The organism is Arthrobacter sp. Z1-9 (genome assembly GCF_054792695.1).
In genome coordinates this window covers 1,644,959-1,660,395 of sequence record NZ_CP096456.1, presented here as the reverse complement: position 1 = coordinate 1,660,395, position 15,437 = coordinate 1,644,959, and the positions used below count along the sequence as shown (strand labels likewise).

Below are 15,437 nucleotides of genomic sequence, written 5' to 3'. Positions count from 1 at the left end.
AGAACTTGGAAACTAGATGCCGAGCATCTTCCGGATGACCTTGGCGTCGCCCTTGAAGACGATCTTGTCGCCGGCAAGGCGGCGGGTCAGCCTGGAGGACTTGTGCTCGAGGTAGTGGCGGCGGTTGGCCTGCTGGCGGCGCAGCTTGCCGCTGCCGGTCAGCTTAAAGCGCTTCTTAGCACCACTGTGGGTCTTCATCTTCGGCATGGGAACCGATCTCCTTACGTGTCCGCAGGCTGGGCCTGCAGTTCTATCGCGCAGCTGCCCCTGGGGGCGGCGTGCTGGTTGCTGACTGCCGGAAGGCGACCTCCGGCAGCTGTGGACTATGTGGTCTTCTTGCCAGCCGGCTTCGGCACTGCCTTGGGGGCAGGGCGGGCGGCGGGCTTGGGTGCAGCGGGCCTGGCCACCGGCTTCGGCGGAGCCGGGACTGCTGCGGGCTTCGGCGCCGTAACTGCCGGCTTGGCAGCTTCGGGCTTCTCAGCAACCGGCTTGGGGGCCGGTGCGGCAGCCTTCGGTGCGGGAGCAGCAGCCTTCGGCGCGTGAGCCTTGGGGGCTTCCTTCCTGGCAGGCTCCTGCTTGGGAGCTTCCTGCTTCGGAGCTTCCTTCACAGTTTCCTGCTTCGGAGCTTCCTGCACAGCCTCCGCCGCCGGCGCGGCAGCGACGGCAGGTTCGACGGCGGGAGCCGTCTCCTGCACAGGAGCTTCAGCTATTTCTTCCGGTTCAGTGGAGACCGTGAATCCCTCGGGAAGCAGGTCCGCGAGGGACTGCGTCAAGGGTGCCTGGTCGCTGCCGGAAACGTCGACACGACCGGATGCCTTGGCTTCGTTCTGCGCTTTAGCTTCAGCCCGCTGCGTGGCGCGGCGTGCTTCAGCCTTGGCTTCAGCCTTGTTCTTCAGCGGGCCAACCACCATCACCATGTTGCGGCCGTCAATGCGCGGGCTGGATTCAACCACGCCAACTTCAGCGACGTCCTCGGCAAAACGCTGCAAGAGCCGGATGCCCATTTCCGGACGCTGCTGTTCGCGGCCGCGGAACTGGATCATGGCCTTGACCTTGTCCCCGGCGCCGAGGAAGCGCAGTGCATGCCCGCGCTTGGTCTCGTAGTCGTGGGTGTCGATCTTCAGGCGGAAGCGGATTTCCTTCAGAACAGTGTTCGTCTGGTTCTTCCGGGCTTCACGTGCCTTGACCGCGGCCTCGTACTTGTACTTGCCGAAGTCCATCAGCTTGCACACCGGAGGCTTGGCCTGAGGTGCAACTTCAACGAGATCAAGGTCGGACTCGGCGGCCAGACGCAGGGCATCCTCAATACGGACGATTCCTACCTGTTCACCTGCAGGGCCGACCAGCCGCACCTCGGGGACGCGGATACGCTCATTGATTCTTGGCTCGCTAATGTTAAAGCTCCTGTGTTGTTGTGGGATCCCGGCAAATAGAGAAGGCCCCCAATTGCCGGAGCAATCGAAGGCCTCGAGGATTGGCTGTGCGTGTCCTGCTCAAGGGACTGCACGGGTGGTTCCGGCCTATGCCGGAACCAACGCCAACCAGTACCCGGCAACCTTGCGTTCCATGGATCCTGCGGAACTGCGGCTGACGCGGGTGGGAGAGAACTCCGCTTGCAAACTGCATGCCATCTTACAGAAAAAATTCCCGTCAACGCAGATAAGCGCCGGTGGGAACCTTGATCGTTTGGAACAATCTCTGAAATAACGACATCCAGTCGGTCTGTGTCAAGCTTACCAGTATGAGCACCCCAGACAGTAATTCACACGTTTTCGAGCCTGCGGACGGCGGGTCCGACGTCTCCCAGCAGATTCGCGACATTTCGGAAGTGCCGGCCATCGAGGTCATCACCACTGCAGCCGTTCACCTGATGAGTGCCGCTGCGGTCAAGCTTGGCCTTGCTGCCGAAGACAATGCCGAGGAGCTGAAGGACCTGGACGAGGCCCGGAAACTGATCACGGCACTGGCCGGTTTGGTCACCGCGGCCGCTCCGGAGATCGGCTCCCAGCATGCTGGCCCGTTGCGCGACGGCCTGCGTTCCCTTCAGCTGGCCTTCCGCGAGGAGTCGCTGATCCCCGACGCTCCGGGCAAGGGCCCGGGCGAGAAGTACACCGGCGCGGTCAACTGACGCCGTAACGCCTCACCGAGCAGTTCACGACGGCGGGCCTTCCCTTCCGGGGGGAGCCCGCCGTCGTGCGTTAACCCTGTCCTAGGCTGCGATCTTGCTTCTGCGGCGCCGCTGGAGCACCAGCCCGATGAGGCACAGCGCCACGCCTGCAGCGCCGACCGAGACAAAGCCCCCCGATGGGCCCGCCTGGTCGATGAAGACGCCCGCCAGGGGAGCCCCGAGCGCAACTCCCGCGGTAAGGGCGGAGCCGTACCAGCCCATCGCCTCGCCCCGCCTCGCCTCATCCACCAGGTCCGCTACCTTCTCGGAGGCTGACGAGAGAACCGGGGCGCAAAGGAGCCCCGGAAGGATGGCAACCAGGGCAAGCGTCCAGGTGTCGTGGGCGAATCCCATGGGGATGGTCAGGGCTGCCATGCCAAGAAGCAGGACAATGGGCGGGACAGGCCGGTGCATGGCACCGTAAACGAGCCCGCCCACGACGGACGCTGCGCACCAGAACAGGAACACGATTCCGATTTCGGCCTGGTGGCCGCCTGTTTCCAGCGCAGCCACAATCCCCACGTCCGTGCCGCTGAGGACCATTCCTGCACCGGCGGCAACGGCGAAGAGTGCGGCCACGGTGGCGGTGAACCAGGTAAAGCTGCCCGCCACCTTCTCCTTCAAGCCGCGGCTGCGGGCATTGTGGGCCGCAGCCGGGGCCAGGTCCGCAGCGGCTTCCTGCAGGTGGGCGGGGGCGGTGGAGACAACGGCGGCCTCGGCAGCACGCTGCTGGTCCGCCTCGCAGTCGCCGGCGGAGGCAACGCTTCGCGTTGGCGGATTGAACCACATCAGGAACAGGCCGGCCAGCGACGTGCACACGCCCACAACGGTAAGCCCGGCCACGCTGAAGCCGCTGGTGGCCACGATGGCGCCCGCGGCGGGACCGATCATAAAGACCACTTCGGTAGTGATCGCGTCCAGGGCGAAGGCGGTCCGGCGCTGTTCGCCGTCGGCGAGTACGCCGAGGGACTGGCGCACCACGCTGAAGATGGGCAGCGTGAGCAGTCCGCCCACAAACACCAGCGGCAGGAGCCACTGGTAGGAGACATGCGGCACTATCGACCAGATGACAGTCTCGGACACTACAGACGGAATCAAGGCCTTGCGCAGCCCTACGGTGTCCACCCGCCGCCCCCGCCAGGGAGCGCCAAGGGCGATACCGATGGTCATCACGGCAGCGGCTGCACCCGCAGCCGCATACCCCTGGTCCAGGGTGAGGACAATGTGCAGGGTCAGCAGCACTCCGGCCGCCGAGTGCGGGATACGGGCGATCAGGCCGACCAGAAGCAGCCGCCTGATGGGCTGGACGGCCAGCAACTCCCGGTAGAGAGCGAAATTCACGAAAGAATCCTCCGGTCTGCCGCAGCCGGCCGGGGATCCCCCTCCTGGCAGCAGCTAGTGGACAGCGCGCCGCAGTTTGATTTCCATGGAGTCGACCCGCTCACCAAACAATACATTCCGGGACCACTCAGCCTGCAGTCCGGCAACCAGCTGCTGCACCCCGGCGGCGTCCAGGCCGTCCGCGAGGTACAGGACCACCTGCAGCTCGGGACCGGCCCCGCCGCCGGCAAGAACGGAACCGTCAGCGGCCCGGGCCGCCACTCCCCTGCCCGGGAGAAGTTCCAGGCCGCGCACCGCCGGGAAGCCCGCCGCGGCCCGCCGCATCTCATCGGCCAGGACGTCATCAGTGTAGGACGGGATCCACTCATGCTGCTGGGCCAGGGCCCACATGGCCGGCCTTCGGACCACAAACGTTACTGCCGCCCCCGGGTCAAGGACCAGCAGTTCAGCGCCCTCGGACACCGCGGAAAGGGCAGCCCTGGCTGCGTAGACCGCGACAGGCCGGGCCTCGGGGTGCCAGGCTGCCAACGCTTCAGCAGACGTAAAGGCGGGCATGGCGGTCCTGCCGTCGGCGGCCTTGAGGGTGACCAGAGCCATGTCAGCCTGTTTGTCAGCCTGAAGGCCATCCTGGCCCTCGGCTTCTTCGGCGAGCTGGGCCACGATCGGGATAAAGACGCGGGCGGTGGCCAGCGAGGCGACTACAGCGGCCTCATCCCCCTGTCCTGCCTGCAGGGCCGCGACGGCGGTGAGGTAGCCGGCGTCGGCCGTCCCGTCGTCGTCCTCAAAGTTATGGATCCTAGCGTCGTCACCGGCGAGGCTCCGCCCCGCCCAGGGCTGCCCGGCAGAGTCGGCGGGGCCACCTGCCCCGGCCAATGCGGCGGCAATGTGGCCGGGAAGGTGGCGCTGCGGCGGGGTACCGGGTTCGTTGCTGGCCATGGCGTCCTGCTGGTGCTGTGCCGGCTGCCTAGCGGCGGCCGGCGACGTCCAGCGCTTCGGGCAGCGTGAAGGCCCCGGCGTACAAGGCCTTGCCAACGATGGCTCCTTCAACGCCCAGCGGTACCAGGGAACGCAGGACCTTGAGGTCATCCAGGCTTGAGATTCCCCCCGATGCCACTACCGGTTTGCCCGTCTTTTCGACCATTTGGCGGAGCAGCTCCACGTTGGGCCCCTGCAGGGTGCCGTCCTTGGTCACGTCAGTGACCACGTACCGCGAGCAACCTGCTTCTTCGAGCCGGCCCAGGACGTCCCAGAGGTCCCCGCCTTCCTTCGTCCAGCCGCGGCCGGCCAGCGTGGTTCCGCGTACGTCGAGCCCGACGGCGATCCTGTCACCGAAGCGTTCGATGGCCCGGCGGGTCCATTCGGGGTTCTCCAAAGCTGCTGTCCCAAGGTTCACCCGGGCTACGCCGAGGTCGAGTGCCGCCTCCAGGGTCTCATCGTCGCGGAGGCCGCCGGAGAGTTCGACCTTGATGTCCAGCCGGCCAACAACTTCCCGGAGGAGTTCAGCGTTGGAGCCGCGGCCAAAGGCCGCGTCGAGGTCAACGAGGTGGACCCACTCCGCACCCTGCTGCTGCCAGTTCAGGGCCGCTTCCAGCGGGGTCCCGTAGCTGGTTTCGCTGCCCGCCTCACCCTGGACCAGCCGGACGGCCTGGCCGTTGACGACGTCGACGGCGGGAAGCAGTTCAAGTACCGGCAGGTCGGTAGCGGAGTTCATCGTGATCCTCAGTGTTAGGGGGCAGGGAGGTGCGGCGGACAGCTGCCTGGCCGGCCGTTGGTTGTTCAGCAGCTAGTTGGCCGGCAGGGTCAGCAGGTAGGCGGCGAGCAGTGCCATGCCTGCCAGGACATAGAACGAGACCTGCGTCCAGAGCGGCTTATGCTGCTGCCGGAAGGACAGGGCGCCGCCGATCAGCAGTCCGGCGAGGCCCATCAGGATAACGGACCACATTCAGGCGTCGCCACTCGAAAGCGTTTCGCCGGATTCGTTCGGGTTGCCCGCACCGGATGGTTTGCGGAGGGCTTCGACCCAGTTGCGCAGGAGATGGGCGCCGGCGTCGCCGGACTTTTCCGGGTGGAACTGAGTGGCGCACAGCGGGCCGTTTTCCACCGCGGCGATGAAGGGGGCACCGTGCTCGGACCAGGTGACGAGGGGTGCGGCCATCCGCGGCTGGACGACGTCGAAGTTCCACTCCTGCACGCCATAGGAGTGCACAAAGTAGAACCGCTCGTTTTCGACGCCGGCGAAGAGCTTTGACCCTTCGGGCACCTTCACCGTGTTCCAGCCCATGTGCGGAACGACCTCCGCCGGCAGGAGCTCGACCTTGCCGGGCCATTCCCCGATGCCTTCAGCTTCCGTACCGTGTTCCACGCCGGCCTCAAAGAGCACCTGGAGGCCGACGCAAATGCCCAGGACAGGGCGGCCGCCGGCGACGCGCCGGCCGATAAGGCGGATGCCGTCCACGGCCTTGAGCTCGCGCATGACCGTTTCAAAGGCGCCGACCCCGGGAACAACCAGGCCGTCGGCGTTCAGGACGTCCTCGGGCTTGGAGCTGAGGATTACCTCTGCGCCGGCGCGTTCAAGGGCACGGACCGCTGAGCGGACGTTCCCGGAGCCGTAGTCCAGCACCGTTACCGTGGGTTTCCCCTCGGGCGAGGGCAGCTTCTGTGCAGCTGAGGGATCGATGATGGCGCCGCCCCGCAGCACCTGGCCGCTCACAGCGCGCCCTTGGTGGAAGGGATGCCTTCAACACGCGGATCGGATTCAACGGCGGCGCGAAGGGCACGGGCGAAGGCCTTGAACTGGGCCTCAACGATGTGGTGCGGGTCCCGCCCTGCGATGACGTTCATGTGCAGGCAAATCCCTGCGTGCAGGGTGATGGCTTCAAAGACGTGGCGGGTAAGGGAGCCGGTGAAGTGGCCGCCGATCAGGTGGTACTCCTGGCCTGCGGGCTCACCCCCGTGCACGAGGTAGGGACGGCCGGACACGTCAACGACTGCGTGGGCCAGTGCCTCGTCCAGGGGAACGGTGGCCTCGCCGAAGCGGCGGATCCCGGCCTTGTTTCCCAGGGCGGTGCGCAGCACCTCGCCAAAGGTGATGGCAACGTCTTCCACGGTGTGGTGGACATCGATGTGGATGTCTCCGGTGGCTTTTACTGTCAGGTCGATCAGCGAGTGCTTGCAGAGCGCTGTCAGCATGTGGTCGTAAAAGGGCACCGAGGTGTCGATGTCCGAGATGCCGGTACCGTCAAGGTTGATCTCCACGAGCACGGAGGATTCACTCGTGGCACGCTCCATGCGCGCGGTCCGGGCCACGGCCGCATTGGATCCGGTGGAACTCATGGTCAAGGGTCCTTTGGGAAGAAGGAGTGGTTCAGGGCGTCCAGCGCCGCTGCTTCAAGTCTAGGCCGGAAGCTTGGACTGGCCGGCAAGGATACTTTCCAGGGAGGTCAGGAACGCTGTGGTTTCCGTCTCAGTGCCTGCGGTCACCCGAAGGTGGCCGGGAATCCCGACGTCGCGGATCAGGACACCGGCGTCCAGCAGCTCCTGCCAGACCTCGTGGGGATTTTCCAGGCCGCCGAAGAACACAAAGTTGGAATCGGACGCGGCGGGCTTGAGGCCCATCCGGATCAGTCCGGCCACAATCCGGTCGCGCTGCTTTTTGATGTCTTCAACATCGGCCAGCAGCGCCTCACGGTGCTGCAGCGCTGCGAGGGCAGTCGCCTGCGTGACGGCGGACAGGTGGTACGGCAGGCGCACCAGCCGCAGGGCGTCGGTAACTTCCGGAGCCGCGGCCATGTAGCCGAGGCGCGCTCCGGCCAGGGCAAAGGCCTTGCTCATGGTCCGGGAGACGATCAGCCGCTCCCGGCCGGGCAGGAGGGTCAGGGCGCTGGGCGTTCCGTCATGCGCGAACTCGTGGTAGGCCTCATCAACGATGACCATCGTCTGGCTCGCTTCACCGGCCTCGTACACGGCTTCCACGACATCGAGGCCCAGCCCGGTTCCGGTGGGGTTGTTCGGCGAGCAGAGAAATACGATGTTGGGCTGCAGTTCCTTCAACTGAAGGGCCGCGGACTCCGCGCTGAGGCCGTAGCCGTCAGCCCGTTCACCCACGATGTATTCAGTGTCCGTGCCGCTGGCCAGCAGCGGGTACATGGAGTACGTGGGCGGGAAGCCCAGCGCCGTGCGGCCGGGGCCGCCGAATGCCTGGAGAATCTGCTGGAGAACTTCGTTGGAGCCGTTGGCCGCCCAGACATTCGACTCATCCAGCCCGTGGCCCAGGTATTCCGCCAGGGCCTTCCGCAGTTCGCTGAACTCCCTGTCCGGGTAGCGGTTGAGGCTGGCGGCGGCTTCAGTCACTGCTGCGCTGATGGCAGCCCTTACGTCCGCCGGGACGCCATGGGTGTTCTCGTTCACGTTGAGGAGGATGGGGACATCCAGCTGGGGCGCGCCGTAAGGGGTCAGCCCACGGAGGTTGCTGCGGAGGGGTAGCCGGTTGAGGCGCTCTAGCTGGTCATTCACCTGAACAGTTTAGTGCCAGTACTTGGCGCCGGAAAATGTGACGGGCTCCTGTTCGCGCTCAGCGTGCCGGTGCCGCCAAGCCTGCGCAGGCGCTTTCCCGCTGCCATCCCGGCCCGCTTTCCGGGAGCCGTTTCACCGGGCTTTCCGGGCCACGCTTCCACCCGCTTCCAGGGCGACGTCCAGCTGGCGGTGCGGGCGGCTTCCGTTGCGGTCGACGTCCAGCGGGCGTTGCGGGCGGCTGCTACCGGGTGGGGACGAACAATTGCTGCCCCGGGAGGACCGCGCCGGCGGTCAGGTTATTAAGCTGCACGATGTCCGCCACAACGTCCCGCGCGTCCCGCTCCGGTGCAACGCTTCCTGCAATCGCCCACAGGGACTCCCCCGGCTGCACCGTGACAGTGACCGTTGGTGTCACAGCCAGGTCCGCCGCCGAGTCCGAGGCCTTCGCTGGCGAGTTGAAGAAACCGGCCAGGGAGAGCAGCAGGGCGGCCAGCAGTACCAGGGGAATTCCGATCAGGACGATCTTTCCGCGCCGCGTCAGGCGCAGGGGCGGAAGTGGTGCGGGACGCACAGTCTGGGGCTTGTCCCGCCCGGACGTGAGGTGATGCACCGGAAATGAATCCTGCGAAGCAGATGTAGCTGACATGATTTAGCCCTCCTGGACCTTACTGTGCTGCCCGACGTTCCCCTCCGGACGCGCCCGAGCCGTGACCCCTGGTTCGGGTCTTCGAATGGACGCGTTGCGAATAGAACACATATTCGAACTTTGCTTCTTCTGTTTTAGCACCTATCAACGAATAATGTCGAGACTCGCTAGAACAAATGTTTGAAAAAGCAATGTGGCTGGCCTAGCTTTGAAGAAAGGAACTACCACCTCGACAGTTGATCAGCAGGGTCTGACATTGGCGGCGTGAACTTCAGGTCCGGGCCACAAGAGTCCGGGGCAACCGAAAGGCATTGGCGAATATGGCAGCAGCAGCCGCCGGGGGCAGGGCAATCTCCCAACCGAAGAAGACCGCCAAAGGCCTGACGCCGCGGCAGAAGAAGATTCTGGAGACCATCCAGCGCTCGGTGAATGACAACGGTTATCCGCCGTCGATGCGGGAGATCGGTGACACTGTCGGTCTCGCGAGCCTCTCCAGCGTCACGCACCAGCTTTCGCAGCTTGAAAAGCTGGGCTACCTCCGGCGCGACCCGAAGCGTCCGCGTGCCATGGAGGTGTTGATGCCCCTCACCCTGGACGGCGGTTCGCCCAAGCAGGCAGCTGAGCCTGCTGCGCTCCTGCCGGCCGGCAGCGGCAGCGTCACCGTGCTGCCCACCGCCATGGACACTGCCATGGTTCCCCTCGTGGGCCGGATCGCTGCCGGCGGCCCGATCCTGGCGGAGCAGGTAGTGGAGGACGTTCTCGCGCTCCCCCGCCAGCTGGTGGGCCAGGGGGAGCTGTTTATGCTCAAGGTTGCCGGCGATTCCATGGTGGATGCGGCCATCTGCGACGGTGACTGGGTGGTGGTCCGCCGCCAGGCGGACGCGGCCAACGGCGATATCGTCGCGGCACTGCTGGACGACGAAGCCACGGTGAAAACCTTCCGCCAGCGCGACGGCCACACCTGGCTGCTGCCGCAGAACACGCAGTACGAGCCCATCCTGGGGGACCACGCCACCATCATGGGCAAGGTTGTTTCGGTGCTGCGCTCGCTCTAGCCTCTCAGGCGTTCTCCTTGGCCAGCCGTTCCAGCGCCGCGATGGCTGTCTTCCTGTCCGTTGTGGACCAGAAGGGCGGCAGGGCGCCCCGGAGGAATCCCGCGTACCGCTCGGTGGCCAGCCTGGAGTCCAGCACCGCCACCACACCTTTGTCCCCCGTTGAGCGGATAAGCCGTCCCGCGCCCTGAGCGAGCCGGATGGCGGCGTGGGTGGCCGAAACGGACATAAAGCCGTTGCCGCCGGCCTGCGCCACCGCGCGGGACCGCGCAGTCATCAGCGGATCGTCGGGCCGGGGGAAGGGAATCCGGTCGATGACCACGAGGCGGCATGACCCGCCGGGAACATCCACGCCCTGCCACAGGGACATGGTGCCGAACAGGCAGGTGTCGGGTTCGTCAGCAAACTGCTTCACGAGCGCCGTCATGGTGGAGTCGCCCTGGCACAGGATGGTCATGGCCAGCTTTGGCCGGAGTGCCTCGGCCGCTTCTTCTGCCGCCCGCCGGGACGAAAACAGGCAGAGCGCACCACCGTTGGAAGCCCGGATCAGGGCCTCCAGTTCAGCCAGAGACTCAGGGGACGCCCCCCGGCCGGGCTTGGGCAGGTGCCCGGCCACGTACAGTATTCCCTGCTTCGGGTAGTCAAAAGGCGAGCCAACATCAATGCCGGTCCAGCTCGGCGCCCCCTCGCCGACCAGCCCCAAACCTCCTGCTGCCGGCTCGAAGGCTGAGCCGATGGCCAGGGTGGCGGAGGTGAGGACAACCGTGTGCCCCGCGAACAATCCCTCCCGCAACCGCCCAGCGACGGAGAGCGGGGCGATATTGATGAGCGCGGGCGCATTCTCGTCCGGCTGGGAATATCCCTGCTGGGGGTCAAAGGAGCTGGCGCGGGAAAACCACACGACTTCCCGGTTCTCCCGGGCGGCGAGGAGCCGTTCGCACAGTTCCAGGATGAGCATCAGCCGGGAGCGCGCCAGCTGCCGCCCGCCGTCGGCCGTTGTGCTGCTGTCCCCCTTGGAATCGGAAAGGGCGGCGCGGCAGGCCTCGCGGAGCTGGTCCACACAGTCCAGCTGCTCATCGTTCAGTCCATTGGGGAGCAGCCCGTTGGGAACCCCGGCCAGGGCGACTTCAAGGTTGGCGGCAGCGGCGTTGAGGGCATCCACCGTGATGGCGGTGTGCTTTCGGGCGCCGGCGGCAGCTGCGTGGACCATGGCCACAGACAGTTGCCCCGAGACAGCTCCCGTGACCCTGTCCTGGAGTTCGTGGGCCTCATCAACCACAACGACGTCGTATTCGGGCAGCACCGCAAGGCCTTCGAAAGCGCTGACGGCGAGCATGGCATGGTTGGTGACCACAACGTCGGCGTCGGCCGCGTCCTGGCGTGCGAGCTCACTGAAGCACTCCGCCGCCATCGGGCACTTCTGCGCACCCAGGCACTCCATCGACGTGACGGAAACCTGCCGCCAGGCCCGGTCGGTGACGCCGGGCAGGAGCTCATCCCGGTCACCGGTGGTGGTCTTCTCGGCCCACTCCCGCAGGCGTACCACTTCCTTGCCCAGCTGCGAAGCAGGACCGCCCACAGCCGCAGCAAAGTGCGGGACGCTGGTGTCCTCCCCCAGGGAAAACAACTGGCCCTCCGCCGGCTCCTCGGAGGGGAACCCACCTTCAAGCTTGTGCAGGCAGACGTAATTGGACCGGCCTTTGACCAGGGCCACTTTTACGGGCCGGTCCAGGGCCGGGGTGATGGTTTTCAGGAGCCGCGGGATGTCCCTGCCCACTATCTGTGTCTGCAGGGCAAGCGTTGCGGTCGAGACGAGGGCGGGCTTGTCGCTCCTCAGGGCGTGGGCTATCAGGGGTATCAGGTACGCCAAGGACTTGCCGGTGCCCGTTCCGGCCTGGACCAGCAGGTGGTCGCCGGTTTCTATCGCCCGGGCCACCTGCCGGGCCATTTCGTGCTGCCCACTGCGGCTTTGACCGCCCATGCCGGCAACGGCGCGGTCGAGCAGCTCGATCACGAACTGCTCGCCGGCCGTACTTGTGGCTTCGCCAGCCACCAGGTCAGTCATTGCTGACGAATGATTCCAGTTCAGCCGCGAGGCCTTCCCGGACTTTAACAACTGCCCGGGTACCGGCTTCATCGTGGTCGACGCTGATGATCTCGGCGTCGGACTCATGCAGCTTGCTGATCAGGTCCCCACGGTCGTAAGGAATCAGCAGCTCAAGCTTGACCGACGGGCGCGGAATGGCCTCGCTGATCGCCTTCAGCAGCTCGGGGATGCCCTCCCCTGTGCGGGCCGAAACCACAACGTGGCGCGGTTCGCGCTGCTTCAGCCGCTCCACCACAAAGGGATCGGCGGCGTCGGCCTTGTTGAGGACGATGATTTCAGGGACCTTGCGTGCATCCACTTCGCTGAAGACCTTGCGGACTGCAGTGATCTGGCCCTCGGGGTCGGGGTGCGATACGTCCACAACGTGCAGGATCAGGTCCGAGTCCGCAACCTCCTCGAGGGTGGAGCGGAAGGCCTCCACCAGCTGGGTGGGCAGCGAACGGACAAAACCGACAGTATCTGCCAGCGTGTAACCGAGGCCGTCGGCGGTTTCGGCCTTACGGACCGTGGGGTCCAGGGTCGCGAACAGCGCGTTCTCCACGAGCACGCCGGCATCGGTCAGGCGGTTCAGCAGGGAGGACTTACCTGCGTTGGTGTACCCGGCGATTGCAACCGAGGGCACCTCATTACGACGGCGGTTGGCGCGTTTCGTCTCCCGGGCAGGCTTCATCGCGGCGATCTCCCGCCGCAGCTTGGCCATGCGCGTACGGATCCTTCGGCGGTCCAGTTCGATCTTCGTCTCACCGGGACCACGCGAACCCATGCCGGCCGCTGCGCCACCAACCTGGCCACCGGCCTGGCGGGACATTGATTCTCCCCAGCCGCGGAGGCGCGGCAGGAGGTACTCGAGCTGCGCGAGCTCCACCTGCGCCTTGCCTTCCCGGCTCTTGGCATGCTGGGCGAAAATGTCCAGGATCAGCCCGGTCCGGTCAATGACCTTAACCTTGACGATGTCCTCAAGGCCGCGGCGCTGGGACGGAGCGAGCTCGGCGTCCACCACAACGGTATCCGCGCCGGTGGACATCACGATGTCCTTCAGTTCCAGCGCCTTGCCTGAGCCCAGGAACGTGCCCGGGTCCGGCTTGTCGCGGCGCTGCACGAGTCCGTCCAGGACCTCCGAACCTGCTGTTTCGGCGAGGGCGGCAAGCTCACGCAGCGAGTTTTCCGCGTCCGCAAGGGTTCCCTCGGACCAAATGCCGGCGAGGACCACGCGTTCCAGGCGAAGCTGGCGGTACTCGACCTCGGTGACGTCTTCCAGCTCGGTGGAAAGGCCTGCCGTGCGGCGGAGTGCCCGGCGTTCCTCGAGGTCCTGCTGGTCGCCGTCGTACGTTGAATGTTCTTCATCCAGGCGGGATATGGCCTGGGCCTTGCCCAGCACACCCTTTCCGTCGCCGCGGCTGGCATCGCCTGCCGTGCTGACGCTTTTCGCCGGGACGTCCTTGGAGAGAATCCGGTCGATCACGGCCTGGATTTCCTCAGGGCTCATGTCCTGGGCGGCTGGATCGGATCCGGTGTTGGGCTGGCTGGTCATGGTCTCCTTTGAAGATTCGGCAATTCCAGAATAGTGCCGATTGCTGCTGGTTGGGGAAGTATTCGCGCTGGGCTGACGGCCTGCGGTCATGCAGTTCTCCTGTTTGGTTCGCCGGGCCGGGAAATCGGCTGGCGGTGGCGGCCACATCACGTGGAGGTGGCGGAAGGGGAAAGGAGCCGGAGAATCGGCGAAAGAGACAGCGGGAGGCTGACTTTCGAGTATTGTCCGGCGGCCGGAGCAGGCGCATCTGCGCGGGTCCGGTGCACTGAGCGGAAGGCTTATTTGCCTGCGTCGCTGTGGGACATGGCTACGGGACGGGCAGGGCCCGTGCCGGCTACTCGAAGATCAGGAACATGGCTTCAACTTTAGCAGAGGGGCAAAGGGCAGGGTTTCACTTTACGCTGCAAGGGGAACTACTCTGGCGAGTTATGGAGTCCGCACACTATTTCAGCGCATCCCCCGCCGGCCCGTTCACCCGGAAGCCGCTCACGGTTGAACTCGCAGGGGAAACGCGCAGGCTGCAGACCTCCACGGGCATCTTCAGCCCTGACGGCATCGACAAGGGAACCGCTGTGCTCCTCGCCCAGGTTCCGGCCCCTTCGCCTACCGGAAACCTGCTGGACATCGGCTGCGGCTGGGGACCGATTGCACTCACCATGGCACTGCGGGCGCCGCACTCGCACGTTTATGCAGTGGACGTCAATGAACGGTGCATCACGCTGACCAACGAGAACGCGGCTTCGCTGGGACTGTCCAACGTGGTGGCCAGCACGCCCGATTCTGTGGATCCGGAGGTGCGCTTCGACACGATCTGGTCGAATCCGCCCATCCGGATCGGCAAGGACGAACTGCATTCGCTCCTGAGGCGATGGCTGCCCCGCCTGGCACCGGGGGGAACGGCATGGCTGGTGGTGCAGAAGAACCTGGGCGCGGACTCGCTTCAGCGCTGGCTGGCGGGCGAACTGGATGAGTCCTTCAGCGTGAGCCGGGAATCGACCTCCAAGTCCTTCCGGATCCTGAAGGTCAGGAAAGCGTCCCACTTGCCACAATAACGGCGGGACCGCTCAGCTCCACGTGTTCGTGACCGCCGGGGCCGGCGAAGAATTTGACCCCCACCACGCCTCCCGGGACATGGACCTCCCATGTGTCCGGCGCTTCCGCTCCTGCCCAATGCCTGATGGCTACGGCGGCGGCGCAGGCTCCTGTTCCGCAGGACTGGGTTTCCCCCACTCCGCGTTCGTGCACGCGCATGGTGACCGACCCGACCCCGTCGTGCACTAGGGGTTCGGACGGAACCACGAACTCCACGTTGGTGCCGTTGGCCGGCACCGGGTCGACCACGGGTGCGGTGAAGAGGCGGGTCCCTGCGAGTTCGGAGAGCTCGGCGAGGGCAACGACGGTGTGGGGGTTGCCCATGCTGACGGACAAAGCGGGACGGGGAACTTCCAGTCCATCTGCTGTGACCAGCGAATCCATCGCCTTGGCGGTGGCCTCCCCGGGGAAGATGAACTCCCAGGGGCCCATGTCGACGGCGTAGTCCTCACCGGTGCGGACAACCGTTTTTGCCCCGGCGCGGGTGCCGATGGTGAGCGCCCCGCCGTCGGGCAGGTCCACCAAACCCTCGGTGCGCAGGAAGTGGACGAAGACGCGGACGCCGTTGCCGCACATCTCGGACAGTGATCCGTCGCCGTTGCGGTAGTCCATGAACCACTCGGCGTCGGGGGTCGCGGCCAGTAGCTCACGACCCTCAGGCAGGAAGCGGGACGGTACGGCCCGGATCAGCCCGTCTCCACCAATGCCGCGGTGGCGGTCGCAGAGTGCTGCCACCTGTTCTTCCCCGATGATGTGCATCCCCTCCGGGTCGGCAACCAGGACAAAGTCGTTGCCGGTGCCGTGCCCCTTGGAGAAGCGGAGCCCACCCAGTGTGCGGAAGGCGTGCTCTGTTGTCTGGGCAAGGGTTGCGTTCATGGTGTCAAGGTTACCGGTCGGGCGGAGGGTGCCTGAAACCGCGGGTTTATTCCCAAACAGCTCGACTTCCACCGCCCCGACTCCCACTGGCCAAGAAACTCTTGGAACCCGTG

The 15,437-nt window shown here is 65.7% G+C and carries 16 protein-coding genes; 3 read left to right on the top strand and 13 right to left on the bottom strand.

Annotated elements, in window-relative coordinates; genetic code table 11:
- Nucleotides 1-12: 12 nt before the first annotated feature.
- Both rpmI and infC read right to left on the bottom strand, forming a co-directional pair.
- Nucleotides 13-207 (bottom strand): 50S ribosomal protein L35, encoded by a 195-nt coding sequence (rpmI, locus tag M1D93_RS07620; RefSeq protein WP_009358635.1) that lies wholly within the window; start codon nt 205-207, stop codon nt 13-15.
- A gap of 116 nt (nt 208-323) precedes the next feature.
- The gene (gene infC / locus M1D93_RS07615; protein ID WP_461174520.1) at nt 324-1,352 is read right to left on the bottom strand and encodes a translation initiation factor IF-3; all 1,029 of its coding nucleotides are present in this window, start codon (nt 1,350-1,352) and stop codon (nt 324-326) included.
- 389 nt (nt 1,353-1,741) lie between these two features.
- Between infC and M1D93_RS07610 the strand changes: the two genes are divergently transcribed.
- Nucleotides 1,742-2,128: a DUF1844 domain-containing protein gene (locus M1D93_RS07610; RefSeq protein ID WP_461174519.1), complete on the top strand. Its 387-nt coding sequence runs from the start codon at nt 1,742-1,744 to the stop codon at nt 2,126-2,128.
- A gap of 81 nt (nt 2,129-2,209) precedes the next feature.
- Here M1D93_RS07610 and M1D93_RS07605 read toward each other — a convergent pair whose 3' ends face one another.
- The 8 genes from M1D93_RS07605 to M1D93_RS07570 all read right to left on the bottom strand — a co-directional run bounded on the left by M1D93_RS07605 (nt 2,210) and on the right by M1D93_RS07570 (nt 8,666).
- Entirely contained in the window at nt 2,210-3,508 is a 1,299-nt protein-coding gene (locus tag M1D93_RS07605; protein ID WP_461174518.1) for an MFS transporter, read from the bottom strand.
- Nucleotides 3,509-3,562: 54 nt separating this feature from the next.
- The gene (locus tag M1D93_RS07600) at nt 3,563-4,444 is read right to left on the bottom strand and encodes an SseB family protein (RefSeq protein ID WP_461174517.1); all 882 of its coding nucleotides are present in this window, start codon (nt 4,442-4,444) and stop codon (nt 3,563-3,565) included.
- 28 nt (nt 4,445-4,472) lie between these two features.
- The gene (priA, locus tag M1D93_RS07595) at nt 4,473-5,219 is read right to left on the bottom strand and encodes a bifunctional 1-(5-phosphoribosyl)-5-((5-phosphoribosylamino)methylideneamino)imidazole-4-carboxamide isomerase/phosphoribosylanthranilate isomerase PriA (RefSeq protein WP_461174516.1); all 747 of its coding nucleotides are present in this window, start codon (nt 5,217-5,219) and stop codon (nt 4,473-4,475) included.
- A 72-nt stretch (nt 5,220-5,291) separates the two neighbouring features.
- Nucleotides 5,292-5,450, bottom strand: coding sequence for a hypothetical protein (locus tag M1D93_RS07590; protein ID WP_181037399.1), 159 nt, complete (start codon nt 5,448-5,450; stop codon nt 5,292-5,294).
- Nucleotides 5,451-6,218, bottom strand: a complete 768-nt coding sequence (hisH, locus tag M1D93_RS07585; protein WP_461174515.1) for an imidazole glycerol phosphate synthase subunit HisH — start codon at nt 6,216-6,218, stop codon at nt 5,451-5,453.
- The gene (gene hisB, locus M1D93_RS07580; RefSeq protein ID WP_458778959.1) at nt 6,215-6,841 is read right to left on the bottom strand and encodes an imidazoleglycerol-phosphate dehydratase HisB; all 627 of its coding nucleotides are present in this window, start codon (nt 6,839-6,841) and stop codon (nt 6,215-6,217) included. Before hisB ends, hisH begins: the two co-directional genes overlap by 4 nt.
- 60 nt (nt 6,842-6,901) lie before the next feature.
- Complete coding sequence (locus tag M1D93_RS07575) at nt 6,902-8,020, bottom strand: histidinol-phosphate transaminase (RefSeq protein ID WP_461174514.1); 1,119 nt, start codon at nt 8,018-8,020, stop codon at nt 6,902-6,904.
- Nucleotides 8,021-8,261: 241 nt separating this feature from the next.
- Nucleotides 8,262-8,666 (bottom strand): LysM peptidoglycan-binding domain-containing protein, encoded by a 405-nt coding sequence (locus M1D93_RS07570; RefSeq protein WP_461174513.1) that lies wholly within the window; start codon nt 8,664-8,666, stop codon nt 8,262-8,264.
- 320 nt (nt 8,667-8,986) lie between these two features.
- On the opposite strand from M1D93_RS07570, the gene lexA reads away from it, so the two are divergent.
- Complete coding sequence (gene lexA / locus M1D93_RS07565) at nt 8,987-9,721, top strand: transcriptional repressor LexA (RefSeq protein WP_461174512.1); 735 nt, start codon at nt 8,987-8,989, stop codon at nt 9,719-9,721.
- Between the two features lie 4 nt (nt 9,722-9,725).
- Here lexA and M1D93_RS07560 read toward each other — a convergent pair whose 3' ends face one another.
- Both M1D93_RS07560 and hflX read right to left on the bottom strand, forming a co-directional pair.
- Nucleotides 9,726-11,783 carry an ATP-dependent DNA helicase gene (locus tag M1D93_RS07560; protein ID WP_461174511.1) on the bottom strand — a complete coding sequence of 686 codons (2,058 nt, stop codon included), beginning with the start codon at nt 11,781-11,783 and terminating at the stop codon, nt 9,726-9,728.
- Nucleotides 11,776-13,356, bottom strand: a complete 1,581-nt coding sequence (hflX, locus tag M1D93_RS07555) for a GTPase HflX (RefSeq protein WP_461174510.1) — start codon at nt 13,354-13,356, stop codon at nt 11,776-11,778. Before hflX ends, M1D93_RS07560 begins: the two co-directional genes overlap by 8 nt.
- Before the next feature lie 428 nt (nt 13,357-13,784).
- On the opposite strand from hflX, the gene M1D93_RS07550 reads away from it, so the two are divergent.
- Nucleotides 13,785-14,408 (top strand): class I SAM-dependent methyltransferase, encoded by a 624-nt coding sequence (locus M1D93_RS07550; RefSeq protein WP_461174509.1) that lies wholly within the window; start codon nt 13,785-13,787, stop codon nt 14,406-14,408.
- Here the strand turns inward: M1D93_RS07550 and dapF are convergent.
- On the bottom strand, nt 14,380-15,324 hold the full coding sequence (dapF, locus tag M1D93_RS07545) for a diaminopimelate epimerase (RefSeq protein WP_461174508.1): 945 nt from the start codon (nt 15,322-15,324) through the stop codon (nt 14,380-14,382). The two genes, M1D93_RS07550 and dapF, sit on opposite strands and share 29 nt — an antisense overlap.
- Nucleotides 15,325-15,437 lie beyond the last annotated feature (113 nt).

What these genes read in the sequence shown, in the direction of transcription:
- rpmI (WP_009358635.1), bottom strand. Translation starts at nt 207, where the DNA reads ATGCCGAAGATGAAGACCCACAGTGGTGCTAAGAAGCGCTTTAAGCTG.
- hflX (WP_461174510.1), bottom strand. Translation starts at nt 13,356, where the DNA reads ATGACCAGCCAGCCCAACACCGGATCCGATCCAGCCGCCCAGGACATG.
- M1D93_RS07560 (WP_461174511.1), bottom strand. Translation starts at nt 11,783, where the DNA reads ATGACTGACCTGGTGGCTGGCGAAGCCACAAGTACGGCCGGCGAGCAG.
- M1D93_RS07590 (WP_181037399.1), bottom strand. Translation starts at nt 5,450, where the DNA reads ATGTGGTCCGTTATCCTGATGGGCCTCGCCGGACTGCTGATCGGCGGC.
- M1D93_RS07600 (WP_461174517.1), bottom strand. Translation starts at nt 4,444, where the DNA reads ATGGCCAGCAACGAACCCGGTACCCCGCCGCAGCGCCACCTTCCCGGC.
- M1D93_RS07610 (WP_461174519.1), top strand. Translation starts at nt 1,742, where the DNA reads ATGAGCACCCCAGACAGTAATTCACACGTTTTCGAGCCTGCGGACGGC.
- M1D93_RS07570 (WP_461174513.1), bottom strand. Translation starts at nt 8,666, where the DNA reads ATGTCAGCTACATCTGCTTCGCAGGATTCATTTCCGGTGCATCACCTC.
- M1D93_RS07550 (WP_461174509.1), top strand. Translation starts at nt 13,785, where the DNA reads ATGGAGTCCGCACACTATTTCAGCGCATCCCCCGCCGGCCCGTTCACC.
- hisB (WP_458778959.1), bottom strand. Translation starts at nt 6,841, where the DNA reads ATGAGTTCCACCGGATCCAATGCGGCCGTGGCCCGGACCGCGCGCATG.
- lexA (WP_461174512.1), top strand. Translation starts at nt 8,987, where the DNA reads ATGGCAGCAGCAGCCGCCGGGGGCAGGGCAATCTCCCAACCGAAGAAG.
- priA (WP_461174516.1), bottom strand. Translation starts at nt 5,219, where the DNA reads ATGAACTCCGCTACCGACCTGCCGGTACTTGAACTGCTTCCCGCCGTC.
- dapF (WP_461174508.1), bottom strand. Translation starts at nt 15,324, where the DNA reads ATGAACGCAACCCTTGCCCAGACAACAGAGCACGCCTTCCGCACACTG.